Source organism: Pontibacter brevis (genome assembly GCF_054779655.1).
This window is the reverse complement of sequence record NZ_BAAGXV010000075.1, coordinates 21,192-40,142: the sequence shown is the minus strand read 5'-3', so window position 1 is coordinate 40,142 and position 18,951 is coordinate 21,192. Positions and strand designations below refer to the sequence as shown.

Here is an 18,951-nt window from a genome sequence, read left to right as displayed (position 1 = left end):
GCCGCATCGCCACCCGATACGACAAGACTGCCTCTAGCTTTCTGGCATTCCTGCACCTGGCTGCAGCCATGACACTGCTGCTATAATTGTCAACGCAGCCTAGTTAATTTGCTGCAGGGCCGTAATGCTGAACTGCTATCGTCTGATGTGTGCAGACACAATGTATTCAAACACGTCAGCATAGCTGAATTTCAGAATATTATCCAAACAAGCCCAGACCCTGCAAGTTATTGAGGAAGCCTACAGCATCTTAGCACTCAAACCTTTGTCGCTTCAGTAGCGCGTTAACCCGCCTCTTATTTAGTCATTCAAGCATCAAACATTTATTTCCGCATCTTAATCAGACACACTATATTTGCAATCAATACTTCCGGCTATGCAGAAAAGACTCATCGTAAACCACCAACTGCTCGAGATAATGGTGCTGCGCCTTTGCCACCAGCTCATCGAGAACCACGGCGACTTTTCTGATTCTGTTATCCTGGGTTTGCAACCGCGCGGCAGGTTTGTAGCGCAACGCATCCAGAGCACCCTTGCCACCATACTGGGCAAGCAGGTACCAACCGGTTACCTCGACACCACCTTCCACCGCGACGATTTTCGCCGGCGTGAAACACCCCTTACCGCCAACGCCACCAAAGTTGATTTCCTTATTGAAGGCAAGAAAGTGATTCTGGTGGATGATGTGCTGTATACCGGGCGCTCTGTACGGGCCGCGCTGGATGCGATGATCGCCTATGGCCGTCCTGCCAATGTAGAGTTGCTGGTGTTGATTGACCGTCTTTACTCACGCCACCTGCCGATACAGCCAACCTATGTGGGCCGCCACGTCAACTCACTGCAGAGCCAACGGGTGCTGGTAGAGTGGAAAGAGCAGCAGGCTGCGGAAGATAATATATGGCTGATTACCAAAAACGAAGAATAAACTTTCCCCATGCAAGAGCTCAGCGTCCGGCACCTGTTAGGCATCAAAGACATTACCCCGCAAGACATCCAGCTCATTTTTGAGACAGCGGATAATTTTAAAGATGTGCTGAACAGGCCGATCAAGAAAGTGCCTTCGCTGCGCGATATTACCATTGCCAACGTTTTCTTCGAAAACTCCACGCGCACACGCCTCTCTTTTGAGCTTGCCGAGAAAAGGCTCTCTGCCGATGTCATCAACTTCAGCAGCAGCAGCAGCTCTGTAAAGAAAGGTGAAACCCTGCTCGACACCGTAAACAACATCCTGGCCATGAAAGTGGACATGATTGTGATGCGGCACTCCAGCCCGGGGGCGCCACACTTCCTGAGCAAGCATATTCCGGCAAACATTGTAAATGCCGGCGACGGCACCCACGAGCACCCGACGCAGGCACTCCTGGACTCTTTCTCTATCAGGGAAAGGCTGGGCGATGTAGCAGGCAAGAAAGTCGTGATTATCGGGGATATTCTGCACTCGCGGGTAGCGCTGTCTAATATCTTTGCACTTCAAAAATTAGGAGCTGAGGTGATGGTGTGCGGCCCAACTACCCTGCTGCCAAAGCACATCAGGCAGCTAGGAGTAAAAGTGGAGCTAGATGTAAGAAAGGCCCTGGCGTGGTGCGATGTGGCAAACGTACTACGCATACAGCTGGAGCGCCAGCAGATGAAGTACTTCCCGTCGCTGCGCGAGTATACTTTATACTATGGCATCGACAAAAAAATGCTCGACAGCTTAGACAAAGAAATTACGCTTATGCACCCGGGCCCGATAAACAGAGGTGTGGAACTGAGCAGCGACGCAGCAGACTCCCACCACTCTATTATCCTGAACCAGGTGGAAAATGGTGTAGCTATCCGAATGGCCGTGCTGTTCCTGCTGGCTCAGAAGCAGTAATATCCAGGCAGAACCTAATAGACAAAGAGGCCTGTTCCGAATTACGGAACAGGCCTCTTTGTCTATTGTGCATGATGATACCATTATCAACTGGTGCTGTGCATTAAACCATTCCTGCATTCATAAGTAGTTCAGCCAATTCTCCCGAGAAAGAAATGTGCCTGAGAACAAAGCGTAAAACACACAAATCAGCACTTGTATTTATCCGGTAGCTCATTAAAGCAAAAAGGGCCGCAGGTTTTCCCGCGGCCCTTTTGTTTTAGTCTCAGCGACCTTAATCCAGGTTCAGCTGCATATCTGGTGTGTTCATCTCAAAACCTACCCTTCTGTTTCGTGCTCGTTGCGATTCAGTTCTGCGACGTGGCAGACGCTCATTCACTTGCACTAAAGGCTGTGTCTCACCATAACCTCTTGTTACTAAGCGGTCTGGGTTCTGAACCCCCTGCTGAATCAAGTACTCTTTCACAGCTTCTGCTCTTCTCTCAGACAGTGCCTGGTTGTACTCCTCAGAACCAATGTGGTCAGCATGGCCTTTGATGAGCAGTACGTGGTCAGGATAGTTTGTCAGTGCTACCACAATGCTATCCAGTAGTTGCTTATAGCTTTCCTGAACACGGGCACGGTCAAACTCGAAACGTACTTTTTCTTCCAGCAATCGCAGGGTTGCTGCATCAAGCTCAGGGCAACCGTTTGCTGTGCCTGGACCTGCAGTGTTAGGACAGGCATCCTGGTAATCCGGAACACCGTCACCGTCAGTGTCAACAGGGCAACCGTCGGCACCTACCTGTACACCAGCTGGGGTATCAGGGCATCTGTCATTCGGATCAGCTACACCATCACCGTCAGCATCAGGGCAGCCACGCATGGCAGCTGTACCAGGCTGGTCTGGGCAGTCATCTTCTCTGTCAGCCACACCATCGCCATCACGGTCAGGGCAACCTTGTGTTGCAGCTGTACCAGCTTCTGTAGGACACTGATCCTGGTAATCCGGAACACCATCCGCGTCTGTGTCTATCGGGCAACCTCTCTTATCAACCTGCACACCTGTTGGGGTATCAGGGCAGTCATCCCTTCTGTCAGGCACACCGTCACCATCCGTATCTGTGGCTCGGCCTAAGTTAAATCCAAGACCTACATTGTGCTGGAGGAAGCGGTCATTTTTCTCATCTTCAAAGTAACCATCAATCTTGTCCTGGCCAATGATCAGGTAGTTGGTTTCAACAAAAGCGCTAATAGCATCTGAGAAGCGGAAGCGGATACCCGCACCACCTTTCAGGGCACCAGTAAAGAACTTATCATCTGTCTGTCTGGCACCGGCCGCTGTGTAAGCATCTGTTTTAGCCCAGGCACCACCACCACCAACTTGCAGGTACGGTCCGATAAAGGCATCTTCTTTCAGGATGCTACCATACAACTTGAGGCGCAGGGCCAGCATGGCTGTCCCCATCTGGGCGTCGAAGTTCGCGTTGTTGAACATGCTACCTGCCTCTGTGTTTCTGGCTTCTGTGCTACCATAAGTCAGGTGCAGACCAGCATCCAGGCCGGACGTCAGATAACGGTTCAGGTTCAGACCACCACCCCACTCCAGCTTGCTGCCTTCGTAGAACTGGTTGTCTATTTCGCCTTTGTACTGTAAGGCACTTCCGTATATCTGAATGTTCGTTCGTTGATCAGAGCTTTGGGCAAACAACCCGTTACTTGCCATCAGCAAGCAGACGAGCGCCATAGCTAGTTTACTAAGTTTTGTAAGTTGTGTTTGCATAATTTTACAAAGTATTTTGATATGACAATACGTGCATGTTTCGAAGGAGTTTTTGTAAAGCTTAAAAAAAAGATACTCCAGCCGGGAATAGAGTTGTTTCCCTTGCACTAATCTTTAGAAGGAGGATACGTTTCTCCATAGGCACTTCTCAAAGTTAAACATCTGCACTGCACTGAATACCATAACAGTTATGTAAAACTGCAGCTCAGCACCGCTCATAAAGCTTTTATACTTGAACTGATACAGTAGGACAAGGTTGTACAAGAGAAAAAAATTTGACGCAAGGGCAGTTATTTAGTAGTAAGTACAGCAAAAAAGGCTGTCAGCTTACGGCTGGCAGCCTTGATTCTGGGTTTTCCTATAAACATATCACCTATTTCTGCATCAGGCGCTCAATATCGTCTGCCTCAATCGGAATGGTCTGCATCAGGTCACGCGGCCCGTTCTTCGTAATGAGGATATCGTTCTCCAGGCGTATGCCTATTCCTTCTTCCCGGATATAGATGCCGGGCTCGCAGGTAAACACCATGCCTTCTTCAAACGCCCGAAACTTGTTACCGACATCATGCACGTCCAGGCCCAGGTGGTGCGAGGTGCCATGCATAAAATACTTCTTGTACACAGGCTTGGCGGGGTCCTGGTTTCGTACATCGCTTTCGTTCAGCAGCCCCAGTCTGATGAGCTCGTTCTCCATTACGATACCTACAAATTTGTGGTACTGGTCCAGGGTGTTGCCCGGCACCAGCATTTGTGTGGCAGCTTTCATCACCGTCAGCACCGAATTATACACGTCGCGCTGACGTGGCGTAAATTTTCCGTTTACCGGCACTGTGCGTGTCAGGTCTGCGGCATAATTAGCGTATTCTGCTCCAAAATCCATCAGCACCAGCTCTCCATCCTCACACTCCTGGTTGTTATCTACATAATGCAGGATACAGGCATTACCGCCAGAGGCAATAATAGGCTGGTAAGCCGGCCCCCGGGAGCGGTTGCGCAGAAACTCGTGGTAAAGCTCTGCCTCTATCTCATACTCCATTACCCCCGGCTTTATAAAGCTTAAAAGGCGACGAAACCCCTTTTCTGTAATATCGCAGGCCTGCTGAATCAGCGCCACCTCCTGCTCCGACTTTATGGCGCGCAGCTGGTGCATGATAGGGGCACTGCGTTCGTACCTGTGCAAAGGGTAATGCTGCTGGCACCACTTTATAAAGCGGGCGTCGCGGGTCTCCACCTCTATGACGGCACGGAGGTGCTCGTTTGTGTTAAGGTAAATGTGCTCCGCCTCAAAAAGCTGGCTTCTCAGTATCTGCTCAAACTCATGTGTCCACAAAACAGTCTCGATACCAGATACCTCCCGGGCCTGCTGCTTGGACAGCTTATATCCCTCCCAGGTAAGAATGTGGTCGTTTGTTTCGCGTACAAAAAGAACCTCTTTCATGCGCTCGTCTTTTGCATCCGGGAAAAGCATCAGAATACTTTCCTCCTGGTCTACCCCACTTAAGTAGAACAAGTCGCTGCTTTGCCGGAAAGGCATGGTAGCGTCTGCATTGAGGGGCATTACGTCGTTGGAATGGAACACAGCAATGGAGGAGGGTTTGAGTTGCTTTACAAACTGGCGGCGGTGTTGCACAAACAGTTCCTGCCCTATTGGGTGGTACTTCATAGTTCTTTATTGTAGGTTATTTTTGGGTTACATCATAAAACTACTAAATTTTACATTAATGGCAACTGAGGCATCCTGGCCCGGGCAGCGTGTATCTGCCATTGTCAGGGGTGGAGCAGAAGAGCCTGCTTATTTTTTACAAGCCACAATCCTGCCTGCACATTTGGAAGTTACCGCAGACTTTGTTTACCTTTAGCACAACACTTTAGGGGTGTCCTGCCGCCAAACAGAAAGGCAGGACTGAGAAATACCCTCTGAACCTGATACAGTTAGCACTGACGAAGGGAAAAGTTATGCTGAGATACACCACACCTGTCCTCCAACTTCTTCTTGATTCCGCTCGGCCGGTAAGCGCCGGTGCTACCTGCATCCCATCCCGAGCAAACCATGACCATTTTCTTAAACAACCAAACTAAGGAGCTCCCTGAGTCTTCCTCCGTATCCGCTTTGCTTCAGCTTTTAGCATTGGAGCACGTTCGTGGCATTGCCGTAGCCATTAACGACCAGGTAGTACCCCGCAGCAACTGGGCTTCTTACCAGCTGCAGGAAAACGACCGGCTCACCCTTATCCGCGCTACCCAGGGCGGATAGCGCTTTCCCCTACCTACTAAACTTATCAAGAAGAAATATGAGACAAGAAAAAACGCCTACGGCCAACACGATCACGCGCACGCCTTTCCCGGCGTCTCGCAAAGTATACGTGCCCGGCCAGCTATATAATATACGTGTCGCGATGCGCGAAATCACGCTGGAGGATACCGTGCACAAGTTCCTGGGTGTGGAAGAGCGCCAGCAAAACCCAGCGGTAACGGTATATGATACCAGCGGTCCCTACACCGACGAAAACGTAGCGATTGATGTGCGGCAGGGCCTGGCGCGCCTGCGCGAAGAATGGATACGGAGCCGTGGCGATGTGGAGCAGTTGCCGGGCATTACATCGGAGTACGGGCAGGAGCGCCTGCACAATGCTAGCCTGGACGAACTGCGTTTTCAGCACCTGAGCAAACCCTACCGCGCCAAGCCTGGCCAGAACGTAACACAACTGCACTATGCACGCAAAGGCATCATTACCCCGGAAATGGAGTACATCGCCATCCGGGAAAACCAGCGCCTGGCAGAAATGGAGAACATCGGGCACCAGCACGCAGGCAACAGCTTTGGTGCCAACACACCTCAGAAATTTATTACGCCGGAGTTTGTGCGCCAGGAGGTAGCGGCTGGCCGCGCTGTGATACCGTCCAACATCAACCACCCCGAGAGTGAACCGATGATCATCGGCCGTAACTTTCTTGTGAAGATAAACGCCAACATCGGCAACTCCGCGGTTACCTCCAGCATAGAAGAGGAAGTGGAAAAAGCCGTGTGGGCCTGCCGCTGGGGCGCCGACACCATCATGGACCTTTCTACGGGCAAAAACATCCACGAAACCCGCGAGTGGATTATCCGCAACTCCCCCGTTCCGATTGGCACCGTGCCGATTTACCAGGCGCTGGAGAAAGTGAACGGCAAAGCAGAAGACCTGACCTGGGAGGTTTTCAGAGATACGCTGATTGAGCAGGCCGAGCAGGGCGTAGACTATTTCACCATACATGCCGGTGTGCTGCTGCGGTACGTGCCGCTTACGGCAAACCGCCTGACGGGCATCGTATCAAGGGGCGGCTCGATTATGGCAAAATGGTGCCTGGCACATCACCAGGAAAACTTCCTGTACACGCACTTCGAGGAAATTTGCGAAATCATGAAGGCGTATGATGTGGCTTTCTCTCTGGGAGATGGCTTGCGCCCAGGCTCTATTGCCGATGCCAACGATGCCGCCCAGTTCGCTGAACTGGAAACGCTGGGCGAACTGACAAAGATTGCCTGGAAGCACGATGTGCAGGTGATCATAGAGGGCCCCGGGCATATTCCGATGCACCTCATCAAAGAGAACATGGACAAGCAGCTGGAAGTATGCGGTGAGGCACCTTTTTATACTTTAGGCCCCCTCACCACCGACATTGCCCCCGGCTACGACCACATTACGTCTGCCATTGGCGCTGCGATGATTGGCTGGTACGGCACGGCCATGCTTTGCTATGTAACACCAAAAGAGCACCTTGGGCTGCCGAACAAAAAAGATGTAAAGGACGGCGTGATTACCTACAAACTCGCCGCCCACGCCGCCGATTTAGCCAAAGGCCACCCCGGCGCACAGTACCGCGACAACGCCCTGAGCAAAGCCCGTTTCGAATTCCGCTGGCAGGACCAGTTCAACCTGTCCCTCGACCCCGACACGGCCCGCGAATACCATGACGAAACGTTGCCTGCCGAGGGTGCCAAAGTAGCGCACTTCTGCTCGATGTGCGGTCCTCACTTCTGCTCCATGAAAATTACGCAGGAGGTACGGGAGTATGCCAAAACCAAGGGCGCATCCGAAGAAGAAGCATTGCAGCAGGGCATGCAGGAGCAAGCGGAGGTTTTCAAAGCAAAAGGCTCGGAGATATACTCATAGGCAGACGCTCGCAGGAGCTGCGCACGCTGCGAGGTCTTTTGTCTGACATGAAGTGCTGGTGCGAGCTTGTAGCTCGTACCTCTCTTCCCCTCTCATGTCAGGCAAAAACTGAAGCACGAGCTATAAGCTCGCGCTAGCATCTTGCGCTGGCAGTCTATTTTCCCTCATGCAACCATAGCTTATCATTTGAAAGTATGATTTCGAAACTACATTATATCACACAGGAAGCCCGTGGACTTACCCATGCCATGGCTGCCGGGGCTGCCTGCCGGGCAGGTGCCAACTGGGTACAGCTGCGGGTAAAAAAACAGCCTTACGAGGTTTGGAAGGACCTGGCGCTGCAAACCAAAACCATCTGTCAACACTATGGCTGCACGTTCATCATCAACGACAATGTGGCACTGGCCGCGGAAGTAGATGCCGATGGTGTGCACCTGGGCCAGCTGGACATGCAGCCCACGGAAGCACGGAAGCTGCTGGGGCCAGAGAAAATAATAGGCGGCACGGCCAACACCTTTGAGGACATCGTGCGGCTGACAGAGCAAGGCGTGGATTACATCGGCCTTGGCCCCTACCGCTTCACCAGCACCAAAGAGAACCTCAGCCCTGTTCTCGGCCTGGAAGGCTATACTTCTATCCTGCAGCAGTGCCGCGAAGCGGGCATCAGCATTCCTATTATAGCCATTGGCGGCATCCTGGCAACCGATGTGCCGCTGCTGCTGCCAACGGGCATCCATGGCGTTGCCGTTTCCTCAGCCATTACGCTGGCACAGGACAGAGCCGCTTCTTTGGCTGAATTCAATCAGCATTTCAGTTTAACAACAGAGAAACAAGTATGAAACAGTTAACCATAGCCGATAAAACCTTTACCTCCCGCCTCTTCACCGGAACCGGCAAGTTTGGCTCCGGAAAGCAGATGGAGGAAGCACTGCTGGCATCCGGCTCTGAGCTGGTCACCGTAGCGTTGAAGCGCGTGGATGTACAGCACGGGCAGGATGATATTCTGCCGCACCTGGAGCACCCGCAGTTCAACCTCTTGCCTAACACCTCCGGTGTGCGAAATGCGAAAGAGGCTGTTTTTGCCGCCCAACTGGCCCGCGAAGCACTGGAAACGAACTGGCTCAAACTTGAGATACACCCCGACCCGAAGTACCTCCTCCCAGACCCGGTAGAAACCCTGAAAGCAGCCGAAGAGCTGGTAAAGCTGGGTTTTGTGGTGCTACCCTACATTCATGCCGACCCGGTGCTGTGCAAGCGCCTGGAAGAAGTGGGCGTAGCCGCAGTAATGCCGCTGGGCTCCCCTATCGGAAGCAACAACGGCCTGCAGACACGCGCTTTTCTGGAGATTATCATTCAGCAGAGCAAAGTGCCGGTGGTGGTGGATGCCGGCATTGGCGCGCCCTCACACGCCGTGGAGGCCATGGAGCTTGGAGCCGATGCTGTACTGGTGAACACCGCCATCGCCGTGTCACAAAACCCGGTGATGATGGCTACAGCTTTTAAGATGGCAGTGGAGGCCGGACGCATGGCCTACGAGGCGAAGCTGGCTCCCACAGGCATCACAGCACAAGCCAGCAGTCCGCTGACGGCGTTTCTGGATGAGCTTTAAGATTATGATGAAAGAGCATAGATTAACCCACGCTGGCGCGAGCTTGCAGTTCGTGTCAACTGATCCAAAAAAGCACGGCGCCAGCACAAAGCAGCAACTAAAATAGCAACCCAATGTCTTTTCAGGCTATATTTGAACAACAAAACTGGGACGAGGTAAAGAGCAGCATCTACGCCAAAACGGCGGCAGACGTGGAGCGGGCACTTTCTAAACCTGTGCGGACCCTGGAGGATTTCAAGGCCCTGATTTCGCCTGCCGCTGCGCCCTATTTAGAGCAGATGGCGGCGCTGAGCCAGCAGCTCACGCAGAAACGTTTCGGCAAAACGCTGCAGATGTACCTGCCCCTTTACCTCTCCAACGAGTGCCAGAACATCTGCACTTACTGCGGCTTCAGCCTCGACAACCCCATGCCCCGCACCACCCTTACACCAGCGCAGATTCTGAAAGAAGTGGAGGTAATCAAAAGCTACGGCTATGATCATGTGCTGCTGGTAACAGGCGAAGCAAACAAAACCGTGGGCGTGGCATATTTCAAGGAAGCACTGCAATTGCTCCGCCCCTACTTCTCGCACATCTCAATGGAAGTACAGCCGCTGGACCAGCAGGAGTATGAACAGCTTATTCCGCTAGGCTTGAACACGGTGCTGGTCTACCAGGAAACGTATCACCATGAGGATTATAAAAAGCATCACCCCAAAGGCAAAAAGTCAAACTTCCAGTACCGCCTTGAAACGCCGGACCGTCTGGGCAAAGCCGGTATCCACAAGATTGGTTTAGGGGTGCTGATTGGTTTGGAAGACTGGCGCACCGACAGCTTTTTTACAGCACTGCACCTGCAGTACCTCGAGCGCACCTACTGGCAAACCAAATACAGCCTCTCCTTCCCACGCTTACGCCCTTTTTCCGGCGGGCTACCCCCTAAAGTAGACATGAACGACCGGGAACTGGTACAGTTGATCTGCGCCTACCGCATCTGGAATGAGGAGGTAGAGTTATCGCTATCGACGCGGGAGAGCCCGAACTTCCGCAATAACCTGGTCCGGCTCGGCATTACCTCTATCAGTGCCGGCTCTAAAACAGACCCCGGCGGCTATGCCAGTGGAGTGCAGGCGCTGGAACAGTTTGAAATCAGCGACGAGCGCTCTCCCGCCGAAATCGTGCAAATGATCCGCAGCCAGGGCTACGAGGCCATCTGGAAAGACTGGGACAGCGTTATAGGTTAGAAAGTTTGGAAGTTAGAGAGTTAGAAAGTTCTAGAGATAGGGAGTTGCTTTCTTCTGCTGGTCTGGGTTTGCAGCTGTTAACTTAAACTGCCGTAGCGTACTTTTACAGGAACTGCGCACGCTGCGAAGTCTTGGTCTCCGGGGAGGCTATAAAGTGTTTAGCAGATTCCTGAATGCTTCCACCGGCGCTGGCTGCTCCCAAATAGCGCCCAGCAAGGCGGCTCCGGCGAAGCCAAGCTCCTGCACTTGTGGCAACTTTTCGGCTGTTATGCCCCCTAAAGCTATAACAGGCAGCGTAGCTTTAGGCAACGTTTCTTCTAACTCATCAAGAGAAAAGGCAGCGGGATAATCCTTTTTGGATATGCTCTGAAAAATGGGGCTCAGAAAGGCGTAGTCGAATTGCGTGTGGTGGTGCTGGACGTCTGCTAATTGATGAAAAGAAGTGGAAAAGGTAAGCTGATGCTTCGCTGTGGTGGCTGCAGTGGCTCTGTCGGTTTCTCTGAAGTGCAGCCCCTTTACCGCAAATTCCTGCGCCAGCGCGTGGTGCGAGTGCAGCATGACACGGCCATGACACTGCTCCGGCAGCTGCTGAAGCCAATACCGCAACTCAGTGATACTTGCCTCCGGTTTTCTTAGGTGCAGCGTCTCCAAACCAGCTTCGAAAAGCCTGCAACACACTTCATGCTCCTGCCCAACCCATTCCGGAGCCGTAACAACAATAAGCCGCATCAGAGACAATTCATGTTTGCATCACCCCAAAACTCTCTAACTTTCTAACTCTCTAACTTTCTAACTTTCTAACTTCTAAGACTTCCAGCAGCTGCTCATTCCGAATCTCGCGGGCGCACTTAAAGTGGCCTTCGGGGCAGGCTTTGTAGCCGTGCAGTCCGCAGGGGCGGCAGTACAGCGGCTCCTTCCGCTCTACCACATGGGCAAAGTCTGCAAGTGGACCGAAGCCAAAGCGGGGCACGGTGGAGCAGTAAATAGCACAGGTAGGAGCATTCAGTGCAGAAGCCAGGTGCATCGGGCCTGAATCATTCACATAATTAAGTACCGCATCCCGCATTAGCGCCGCAGACTGCAGCAGGTTCAACTGCCCGCACAGGTTCTCAACGCGCTGGCTGGTGCTTTGGCTGAGGATCGTATCACAGTGTGCTTTGTCAGCGGGCGAGCCAAGCAGGTAAACTTTATATTTGGGATCGAGGCTGTTGATGAGCTGCACCCACTGCTCCTGTGGGTACTGTTTGGTGAACCACACTGAAGTGGGGGCCATGCAGATGAAAGGCTCCTGCTTCAGCTCCTGTACCTTTGCAAAATCTACAGGGGAAGGATATAGTTTGGGTTTGGAAGGAATAGCGTTGGTGAGGCTTTGGATGAGCATGTCGTTGCGTTCCACCTCGTGCGTACCTGATTTTACATCATGCACATAGCGGCGGGTGAAGAGACGGGAGAAAGGGTTCTTCTCAAAGCCTACCGTTTCCTTCGCTCCCGAGAAAGCAGTCAGAATGCCGGTGGCACCAAAGCGCTGTACGTTCACCACCAGGTCGTACTTTGTGGCTCTTATTTGCTTTAGTAGCTTCAGCAGGCTTCTATACTTCCCCTGTTGCTTGTCCCACACCAGCACTTCCCGTAACAAAGGATGCCCTTTCAGCAACGACTCGTTTCCTTTGCGAAGCAGAAAGTCCAGCTTCGCCTCTGGGTAAAAAGCATGTAGCTTCTCCACCAGGGCTGTTGCGAGCACCACATCACCTAAAAAGGCCGTTTGTATGATCAGTATATTTTTCATGCCAATGGCAAAGCTACGCCAAAGCGGGCTGAGATAAAAAATAAAGCCTGAAGCGGCAACAGGAAGGAAGCAACCTTTAAGAGAGCATGCCCGCCATGCTAAAAAGCAATATATAGCATAGTCCTCATTCCTGCAAAATGAAAACTATTTTTAAACTAAACAATATCCCCTCTTAACTCAATAGTTCTGATTTCTTTATAAAATATCAATTTGTGTCTTGATATTTGTAATCGGGACCGCTGGTGGTGCAGGCTGATTGCTTTCGCTGTCACACTTGCCTACCATAAAAAAACGTGGCAGCCCCTCTCGCAGCTGCCGTTGCCATCTTGTGGTTTATCTGCCTTAGCAGTAGAGAAGAAACATCATGAACAGGAAAAGAGAGTCAGCAGACCGTTCTTTCCGCCTACTACTATTATATGAAAAGACCTGTATTCCTTTTTGGCTTGCTAAGCCTTCTGCTTTCTATGTCCGGCTGCGTATCTACGTACATGCCCAATGTGCCCAATGTACCTATGTTCACCCAAAAAGGGGAGCTGAGTACGGGCGGCCACATTACACCAAAGGGAAACGTGACTTTTAATACAGCTTATGCCGTAACTGACCATTTTGCGGTGCTGGTAAATGGGTCTATGCTCAACAGCGAGCGCAGGAAAAGGGACTTCAGGCATAACCTTATCGAGGCTGGCGGTGGCTATTTTACGACCTTCGGCCCGGAGAACAACCGTGTTTTGGAAATCTATGGCGGTTTTGGAGGCGGCAGCAGCGACCGCACGGAAAGAGAAGAAGACAAAGAGGGCGTGATAACTTCTGAACGTCGCGAGGCAAACTTCAACAAATATTTTGTGCAGGTGAACTTCAGCTCCAAAAGGAAGAAGTCGCTGCGCCTGTTTGGCAACGAATACCCGCTGAACTATGGCACCGCCTTACGGGCCAGCTACATTGACATGAACAAGCACCTGTTTAATGGCTTGCCAGCTGAAGAAGAAGACAACATTTTCCTGGAGCCTATCTTTTACACCCGCCTCACCCTGAATCCATCGGTGCAGCTGCAGTATACCAGTGGTTCTAACTTCGGCCTGAAGAACCGCAAATCCCTGACCGCCGGCTATTCTGTATTCTCGCTGGGCTTTGTAATAAATGTAGGAGGCCGAAACACCACGCAGAACAAACCTGCCGGCAGTAAGAAGGCAGCCCGCTAAGCTCAGGCTTTCTATTATAGGTATATAGTAAGCAAAATCGCTCTTTTTAGTCCCGGCGGGACGACCTGTTGATAGCATCAAAACCAATTCCTTCTTTAGCTCCGTTGGAGCGGCCTGTAAATACATCCATAAACAGGCCGCTCCAACGGAGCTAAGCTGTTTATGGACCAACAGACTATAAACAGGACGTCTCGCTGGGACTGTTGCGAACTTTTTTATGGATTCCCCTCGATTCACCGTTATTTAAATCAGGCCTAATACCGTAGTAGTGCAGGCATCGCCTTTGCCCTGGGTTTTAAAGCGCCCAAAGGATTCTGCTACTTTTTCCGTACCTTTGCAAGCCTAAATTTAATATTGAATGCCTGATTATCATATTCATACTTTACCCAACGGGATAAGAATTGTACACAAGCAGGTGCAGCATACCAAAATAGCCCACAGCGGGTTTATAATGGATATCGGCAGCCGCGACGAATTACCTGACCAGACGGGAATTGCCCACTTCTGGGAGCACATGGCCTTTAAAGGCACAGAAAAAAGAAAGTCATTCCACATCCTGAACAGGCTCGAGTCGGTGGGCGGCGAGCTGAATGCTTATACTACAAAAGAGAAAATCTGCTTCTACAGCTCTGTGCTGGACAAGCATTTCGATAAGTCCTTTGAACTGCTCACCGATATTACCTTCCGCTCGGTGTTTCCGGAGCGGGAGATTGAGAAAGAGCGCGGCGTGATTCTGGAGGAGATGGCCATGTACCTGGATACCCCGGAAGAAGCCATTGTAGATGAGTTTGACGCCGTCGTATACGAGGGTCATCCGCTGGGAAACAACATCCTTGGCACCAAAGAGAGCGTTTCCAGCTTTCAGAAACAGGACTTTCTGAACTTCCTGGACCGCAACCTGAGCACCGATGCACTTATTTTCTGTTCTGTCAGCAACCTGCCTTTCGAGAAGGTGCTGAAGCTGGCAGAAAAGTACCTGGGCGATATTCCGGAGATAAAGAAGCACCGGGAGCGCATTCCTGTCAGCAACTATAGCCCGAAGTCTGTTACCATCGAGAAACCAATTTCGCAGGCACATTGCGTGGTGGGCTCTCCTGCCTACGCCCTTTCCGATGAGCGCCGTATTCCGTTCTTCATGCTCGTGAACCTGCTGGGCGGCCCCGGCATGAACTCGCGCCTGAACCTGGCGGTGCGTGAAAAGCACGGGCTGGTCTACACGATAGACGCCAACTACGCCACTTACCTCGACACCGGACTGCTCACCATCTACTTCGGCACAGAGAAAAAACAACTGAAGCGCACGACCTCGCTCGTACTGAAGGAACTGAAAAAACTACGGGAGAAGCCGCTTGGCTCGCTGCAGTTGCATACAGCTAAGGAGCAGTTGATGGGGCAATTAGCCATGGCCGAGGAAAGCAACATGGGCCTGATGATGATGATTGGCAAGAGCATCCTGGACCAGGGCCGGGTAGACTCGCTGAACGAGATCTTCGGCCAGATCAAAGATATCACCGCCACCGACCTCATGGACATTGCCAACGATGCCCTACGCGAAGACCAGCTTAGCTTCCTGAATTATGTGCCAGCTTAGTAGCTGGTTGTTAATCTTTATTTGTTGTTCGTTTTGACAATATGATTTCACACCGTCTCATGTTTAGCAATTAGAAGACTTTTCAACAATCAGCAACAAACAGTCAACTATAAAAAAATGGAATTCATAGACGAAGAACTGCTGCAGTACTCGGAGGAGCATACCTCGCCTGAAAGTAACCTGCTGTACAAAATAAACCGGCAGACACACCTGAGCGTGCTGCGGCCGCGCATGCTGTCGGGGCACCAGCAGGGCCGTTTGCTGTCGATGTTCTCAAAAATGATACAGCCAAAGCAGATTCTGGAAATTGGCACCTATACCGGCTACTCCGCGCTTTGCATGGCCGAGGGGCTGCAACCGGGCGGCACCCTGCACACCATCGACATCAACGAGGAACTGGAAGAACGGGTGCGGGGGTACTTTGAGGAAGCAGGACTTTCAGACAGCATCAAATTCTACATCGGCAATGCGCTGGAGATTACCCCGACCATTGATGCGGAATTTGACCTCGTATTTATTGATGCCGATAAAATCAACTATGCCACCTACTATGACATGGTTATAGATAGGGTGCGGGCTGGTGGCTACATCATTGCAGACAATGTGCTGTGGAGCGGCAAGGTGCTGGAGAAATACCGCCGAAAGCTGGACGAAGACACCAAAGCAGTAATAGACTTCAATAAAAAGGTACAGGATGACGAGCGGGTGGAGAATATACTAATCCCTATCCGTGATGGCCTGATGGTGGCACGAAAAAAATAAATACCTGAGCGGGAGAACAGACAAAACCTTCTCCCGCTTTTTTTTACCCTGTCCATACCCTCCCCTTTCACTAACTCGTTAGCTCCCTGCAGCTTACCCTTTTCCGCCTCCTCTTTCCGCTTTACGGGGCCAGTCGCTGCCTGAAAATATAATGTAAGAACTTGGCGAAGCGTTTTAAAAAGCGAGGCAAATTGCGTTATTTTTGCGATGCTATATATTACCTTTCGAACATATTAGCACTTAGCTATTTAACAAGCTTTAACTCAACAGAAAGTAGAGCACCAGATTCAACGTTTAGCCAACATTGTAAAGTACCAAGCCATGAACAAATCCTTCAGCAGCCTTCTGGCCTTGTTGTTCCTGCCCCTGCTGGCGCTGGCACAACTTGTTACTGTCCCTAAAAACGTTTACTTCGCTGATATCCACCTCCGGCTCTCAGACAGGGCACAGGAGGAAATCCAGCAAAAAGTAGACGCGCTGCACCGCAACCAGACGTACTTTAAGATGAAAGTAGACCTGGCAGACGCATACTTTCCAGTTATCGAGCGGGTGTTCAAGGAGGAAGGCGTGCCGGATGACTACAAGTACCTGGCCCTGCAGGAAAGCGGCTTGCTTGGTGACGCTGTTTCTACTTCAAACGCCGTAGGTTACTGGCAATTTAAGCGCGAGGCTGCCTTAGACTTTAACCTGCGCATGGACAACAGGATAGACGAGCGCCGCCACATCATCGAGGCCAGCCGTGGTGCAGCCAAGTACTTCCTGCGCAGCAACACCTATTACAATAACTGGTTCAACTCCCTGCTTTCGTACTATCTGGGTTATACAGGGGCAAAAGCTTATACCAGTCCCTCAGATAATGGTGCACGTAAAATGGATGTTACGGAGAAGTCGCACCCTTACGTAATTACCTTCCTGGCGCACAAAATTGCTTATGAGGCTTTTGTGGGGAAAGCCAACCCTCCTGCCTTGTCGTTGCGCGAGATGCGCGGCACTCCGGGTCAGAGCTTAGCCGACATTGCCATGGCCACTCAGACTGACTATGCAGAGCTTGAGAAGTATAATAAATGGTTGTTAGGCAGCGCTATTCCTTCTGATAAGGATTATTACGTTATGGTACCGGTGCGCAACGGCGGCAGCGATGCAGGCTTGCTTGCATCCAAAGACACTGCTACACCGGCCACCTCAAAAAAGACTCTGGGCGCAAGAATGTCAAAGCGGAATGGGCTAAGCACTATCACCGCTCAGCCCGGCGATACAAAAGACAAGCTGGCCATGAGAGCAGGCCTCTCCACCCGCAAGTTCTTGAAGTATAACGACATGCACAACTTCGATGAGATTGTTGCAGGCTCAACCTACTATCTGGAGAAGAAAAACATGACCGCTGATGCGGAATACCATGTAGTGCAGCCGGGGGAAACCATGCAAATGATTTCGCAGCACTATGGCATTAGGCTGAACTACCTGCTGTTCAAGAACCGCATGAACCGCAGCGAGGCGCCAGTACCAGGCCGGGTACTGTGGCTTCAGAACCGCAGGCCAGCCCACACGCCAGTGGAAATCCGGGACCTGAAAAAAGCACAGACAAAACCTGCCACTGCTGCGCCGGCATATAACAAACCGGAAGCCACCGCTACCACACGGCAGGATGATGTAAAGCAGGATGACACAAAAGCTACTAAAAAAGAAACAGCCTCTGAGGGCAACGTTTTCAAGCGGTTCATCAACAGCCTGAAACGCTTTAAGAAGCAGGAACAAGAACAGGAAGAGACAGAGGAGGAAGAGCAAGCCATCGTAGCTGAAAAAGCACCAGTCAGAACAAAGACAACTACCCCTGCTCCGGCTGTGTCTACCAAGCCTTCTGAAGCTGTAAGTGCCAAACCATCAGAAGAAGAATGGATGGAAGCTGGCAAAGAAGAGTGGGTACAAACAGAGAAAATTGAGACGGTAGAAAAAGCAGAGAAATCAGAGCCTGCGGAAAAAGCCCCTGTTACAAAGGTGCCAGCAACGGAGCCACAAAAGAAGAATACGGTGCTGTACCCACAGAAAGACACCCTGCAGACCGTAAAACAGCCTGCCCAGCAAGCGCCAGTTGACACACTCCCTGTCCCTCAAACAGAGGAGCCTGCTGAAGAAGTGCAGCAGGAAGAGGCACCAGAAGAAGAGAAGGCAGAAGAGTGGAATATTGGAGCACCAACGGAGGAAGGCGCTGTGAAAGAACCAAAAGACATATTTGTAGAAACCACTGCTGCAACGAAGCCCGCTTCCCCTGTTAAAAAGCAGCAGGAAGCGGCTCCTGCACCAGCTCCACAGCCTGCTCCTAAACCCGCAAGGCATGTGGTAAAACAAGGCGAAACCCTCTACGGCATCTCCAGGATGTACGCCGTTACCGTAAATGACCTGACTGCATGGAATAAACTAGGTGATGCGCCAATCCGCATTGGCCAGGAGCTATTGATTGCAGAACCCCTGGTACAGCCTGAAAAAGAAACTGTGGCAGAGGATGTACCTGCTACCATGCTTGCTACTAACAGTGACTACCATACGGTAGTAGCTGGTGAAACGCTCTACCAGATTTCGAAGAAATATGGTGTTTCATTGGAAGATATCCGTAGCTGGAATAACCTGACCGACAACAACATTCGTTTGGGCCAGGAACTGCGCGTAAAGGCGCCGGCAGGCAACGCAGTACCAGCCAAAGCTACTGAGTCTGCTTCAGAAACCAGCGCGGTGTCCAGCACAGGGTACCATACAGTGGCTGGAGGTGAGAGCATGTACCAGATTTCCCGCAAGTACGGTGTCACTATCAAAGACATCATGGAGTGGAACAACAAGTCAGACTTTGCTGTAAGCGTGGGCGAGAAACTACTGATTAAGAAGAAGTAATCGTTTGGATAAAAGACTTTTTGGATAGGAAATCAGCGGAAACGCATTAGAAACAATAAGAGCCAGCAGTTATAGCTGGCTCTTATTGTTTCTAATGCGTTTCTTTTAGTCTTTTATCCTTTGT

15 protein-coding genes and 1 riboswitch are annotated in these 18,951 nt (G+C 51.3%); of the genes, 11 read left to right on the top strand and 4 right to left on the bottom strand.

Annotated features, from left to right (window positions below):
- The first annotated feature begins 376 nt into the window (after positions 1–376).
- The gene (gene pyrR / locus ACYVB1_RS15680; protein WP_460924728.1) at positions 377–925 is read left to right on the top strand and encodes a bifunctional pyr operon transcriptional regulator/uracil phosphoribosyltransferase PyrR; all 549 of its coding nucleotides are present in this window, start codon (positions 377–379) and stop codon (positions 923–925) included.
- A gap of 9 nt (positions 926–934) precedes the next feature.
- On the top strand, positions 935–1,858 hold the full coding sequence (locus ACYVB1_RS15675) for an aspartate carbamoyltransferase catalytic subunit (RefSeq protein ID WP_460924726.1): 924 nt from the start codon (positions 935–937) through the stop codon (positions 1,856–1,858).
- A gap of 274 nt (positions 1,859–2,132) precedes the next feature.
- Here ACYVB1_RS15675 and ACYVB1_RS15670 read toward each other — a convergent pair whose 3' ends face one another.
- Positions 2,133–3,584 carry an OmpA family protein gene (locus ACYVB1_RS15670; RefSeq protein WP_460924725.1) on the bottom strand — a complete coding sequence of 484 codons (1,452 nt, stop codon included), beginning with the start codon at positions 3,582–3,584 and terminating at the stop codon, positions 2,133–2,135.
- 409 nt (positions 3,585–3,993) lie between these two features.
- Entirely contained in the window at positions 3,994–5,283 is a 1,290-nt protein-coding gene (locus ACYVB1_RS15665; RefSeq protein WP_460924724.1) for an aminopeptidase P N-terminal domain-containing protein, read from the bottom strand.
- Positions 5,284–5,480: 197 nt separating this feature from the next.
- Positions 5,481–5,587: riboswitch (TPP riboswitch) on the top strand.
- Positions 5,588–5,670: 83 nt separating this feature from the next.
- Between ACYVB1_RS15665 and thiS the strand changes: the two genes are divergently transcribed.
- The 5 genes from thiS (at position 5,671) to thiH (ending at position 10,606) form a co-directional block, all read left to right on the top strand.
- On the top strand, positions 5,671–5,874 hold the full coding sequence (gene thiS / locus ACYVB1_RS15660) for a sulfur carrier protein ThiS (RefSeq protein ID WP_460924723.1): 204 nt from the start codon (positions 5,671–5,673) through the stop codon (positions 5,872–5,874).
- A gap of 37 nt (positions 5,875–5,911) precedes the next feature.
- Positions 5,912–7,774 (top strand): phosphomethylpyrimidine synthase ThiC, encoded by a 1,863-nt coding sequence (gene thiC, locus ACYVB1_RS15655; protein WP_460924722.1) that lies wholly within the window; start codon positions 5,912–5,914, stop codon positions 7,772–7,774.
- Between the two features lie 194 nt (positions 7,775–7,968).
- Positions 7,969–8,613 (top strand): thiamine phosphate synthase, encoded by a 645-nt coding sequence (locus ACYVB1_RS15650; RefSeq protein ID WP_460924721.1) that lies wholly within the window; start codon positions 7,969–7,971, stop codon positions 8,611–8,613.
- Positions 8,610–9,383 (top strand): thiazole synthase, encoded by a 774-nt coding sequence (locus ACYVB1_RS15645; RefSeq protein WP_460924720.1) that lies wholly within the window; start codon positions 8,610–8,612, stop codon positions 9,381–9,383. The genes ACYVB1_RS15650 and ACYVB1_RS15645 overlap by 4 nt, the downstream gene beginning before the upstream one ends.
- A 113-nt stretch (positions 9,384–9,496) precedes the next feature.
- Entirely contained in the window at positions 9,497–10,606 is a 1,110-nt protein-coding gene (gene thiH, locus ACYVB1_RS15640; protein WP_460924719.1) for a 2-iminoacetate synthase ThiH, read from the top strand.
- Between the two features lie 147 nt (positions 10,607–10,753).
- On the opposite strand, the gene ACYVB1_RS15635 is transcribed toward thiH, so the two are convergent.
- The gene (locus ACYVB1_RS15635; protein WP_460924718.1) at positions 10,754–11,335 is read right to left on the bottom strand and encodes a thiamine phosphate synthase; all 582 of its coding nucleotides are present in this window, start codon (positions 11,333–11,335) and stop codon (positions 10,754–10,756) included.
- A 52-nt stretch (positions 11,336–11,387) separates the two neighbouring features.
- Entirely contained in the window at positions 11,388–12,392 is a 1,005-nt protein-coding gene (locus tag ACYVB1_RS15630; protein ID WP_460924717.1) for a glycosyltransferase family 9 protein, read from the bottom strand.
- 416 nt (positions 12,393–12,808) lie between these two features.
- Here ACYVB1_RS15630 and ACYVB1_RS15625 point away from each other — a divergent pair, with 416 nt between their 5' ends.
- The 4 genes from ACYVB1_RS15625 (at position 12,809) to ACYVB1_RS15610 (ending at position 18,827) form a co-directional block, all read left to right on the top strand.
- Positions 12,809–13,591 carry a hypothetical protein gene (locus ACYVB1_RS15625; protein ID WP_460924716.1) on the top strand — a complete coding sequence of 261 codons (783 nt, stop codon included), beginning with the start codon at positions 12,809–12,811 and terminating at the stop codon, positions 13,589–13,591.
- A 358-nt stretch (positions 13,592–13,949) separates the two neighbouring features.
- Entirely contained in the window at positions 13,950–15,182 is a 1,233-nt protein-coding gene (locus ACYVB1_RS15620; RefSeq protein ID WP_460924715.1) for a M16 family metallopeptidase, read from the top strand.
- Positions 15,183–15,299: 117 nt separating this feature from the next.
- Positions 15,300–15,944 carry an O-methyltransferase gene (locus tag ACYVB1_RS15615; protein ID WP_460924714.1) on the top strand — a complete coding sequence of 215 codons (645 nt, stop codon included), beginning with the start codon at positions 15,300–15,302 and terminating at the stop codon, positions 15,942–15,944.
- 321 nt (positions 15,945–16,265) lie between these two features.
- The gene (locus tag ACYVB1_RS15610) at positions 16,266–18,827 is read left to right on the top strand and encodes a LysM peptidoglycan-binding domain-containing protein (RefSeq protein ID WP_460924713.1); all 2,562 of its coding nucleotides are present in this window, start codon (positions 16,266–16,268) and stop codon (positions 18,825–18,827) included.
- Positions 18,828–18,951: the final 124 nt, after the last annotated feature.

Coding starts and splice junctions, on each gene's coding strand:
- ACYVB1_RS15670 (WP_460924725.1), bottom strand. CDS start 3,584: ATGGCGCTCGTCTGCTTGCTGATGGCAAGTAACGGGTTGTTTGCCCAA.
- ACYVB1_RS15675 (WP_460924726.1), top strand. CDS start 935: ATGCAAGAGCTCAGCGTCCGGCACCTGTTAGGCATCAAAGACATTACC.
- ACYVB1_RS15625 (WP_460924716.1), top strand. CDS start 12,809: ATGAAAAGACCTGTATTCCTTTTTGGCTTGCTAAGCCTTCTGCTTTCT.
- ACYVB1_RS15665 (WP_460924724.1), bottom strand. CDS start 5,283: ATGAAGTACCACCCAATAGGGCAGGAACTGTTTGTGCAACACCGCCGC.
- ACYVB1_RS15610 (WP_460924713.1), top strand. CDS start 16,266: ATGAACAAATCCTTCAGCAGCCTTCTGGCCTTGTTGTTCCTGCCCCTG.
- ACYVB1_RS15620 (WP_460924715.1), top strand. CDS start 13,950: ATGCCTGATTATCATATTCATACTTTACCCAACGGGATAAGAATTGTA.
- ACYVB1_RS15635 (WP_460924718.1), bottom strand. CDS start 11,335: ATGCGGCTTATTGTTGTTACGGCTCCGGAATGGGTTGGGCAGGAGCAT.
- thiS (WP_460924723.1), top strand. CDS start 5,671: ATGACCATTTTCTTAAACAACCAAACTAAGGAGCTCCCTGAGTCTTCC.
- thiH (WP_460924719.1), top strand. CDS start 9,497: ATGTCTTTTCAGGCTATATTTGAACAACAAAACTGGGACGAGGTAAAG.
- ACYVB1_RS15615 (WP_460924714.1), top strand. CDS start 15,300: ATGGAATTCATAGACGAAGAACTGCTGCAGTACTCGGAGGAGCATACC.
- thiC (WP_460924722.1), top strand. CDS start 5,912: ATGAGACAAGAAAAAACGCCTACGGCCAACACGATCACGCGCACGCCT.
- ACYVB1_RS15650 (WP_460924721.1), top strand. CDS start 7,969: ATGATTTCGAAACTACATTATATCACACAGGAAGCCCGTGGACTTACC.
- ACYVB1_RS15630 (WP_460924717.1), bottom strand. CDS start 12,392: ATGAAAAATATACTGATCATACAAACGGCCTTTTTAGGTGATGTGGTG.
- pyrR (WP_460924728.1), top strand. CDS start 377: ATGCAGAAAAGACTCATCGTAAACCACCAACTGCTCGAGATAATGGTG.
- ACYVB1_RS15645 (WP_460924720.1), top strand. CDS start 8,610: ATGAAACAGTTAACCATAGCCGATAAAACCTTTACCTCCCGCCTCTTC.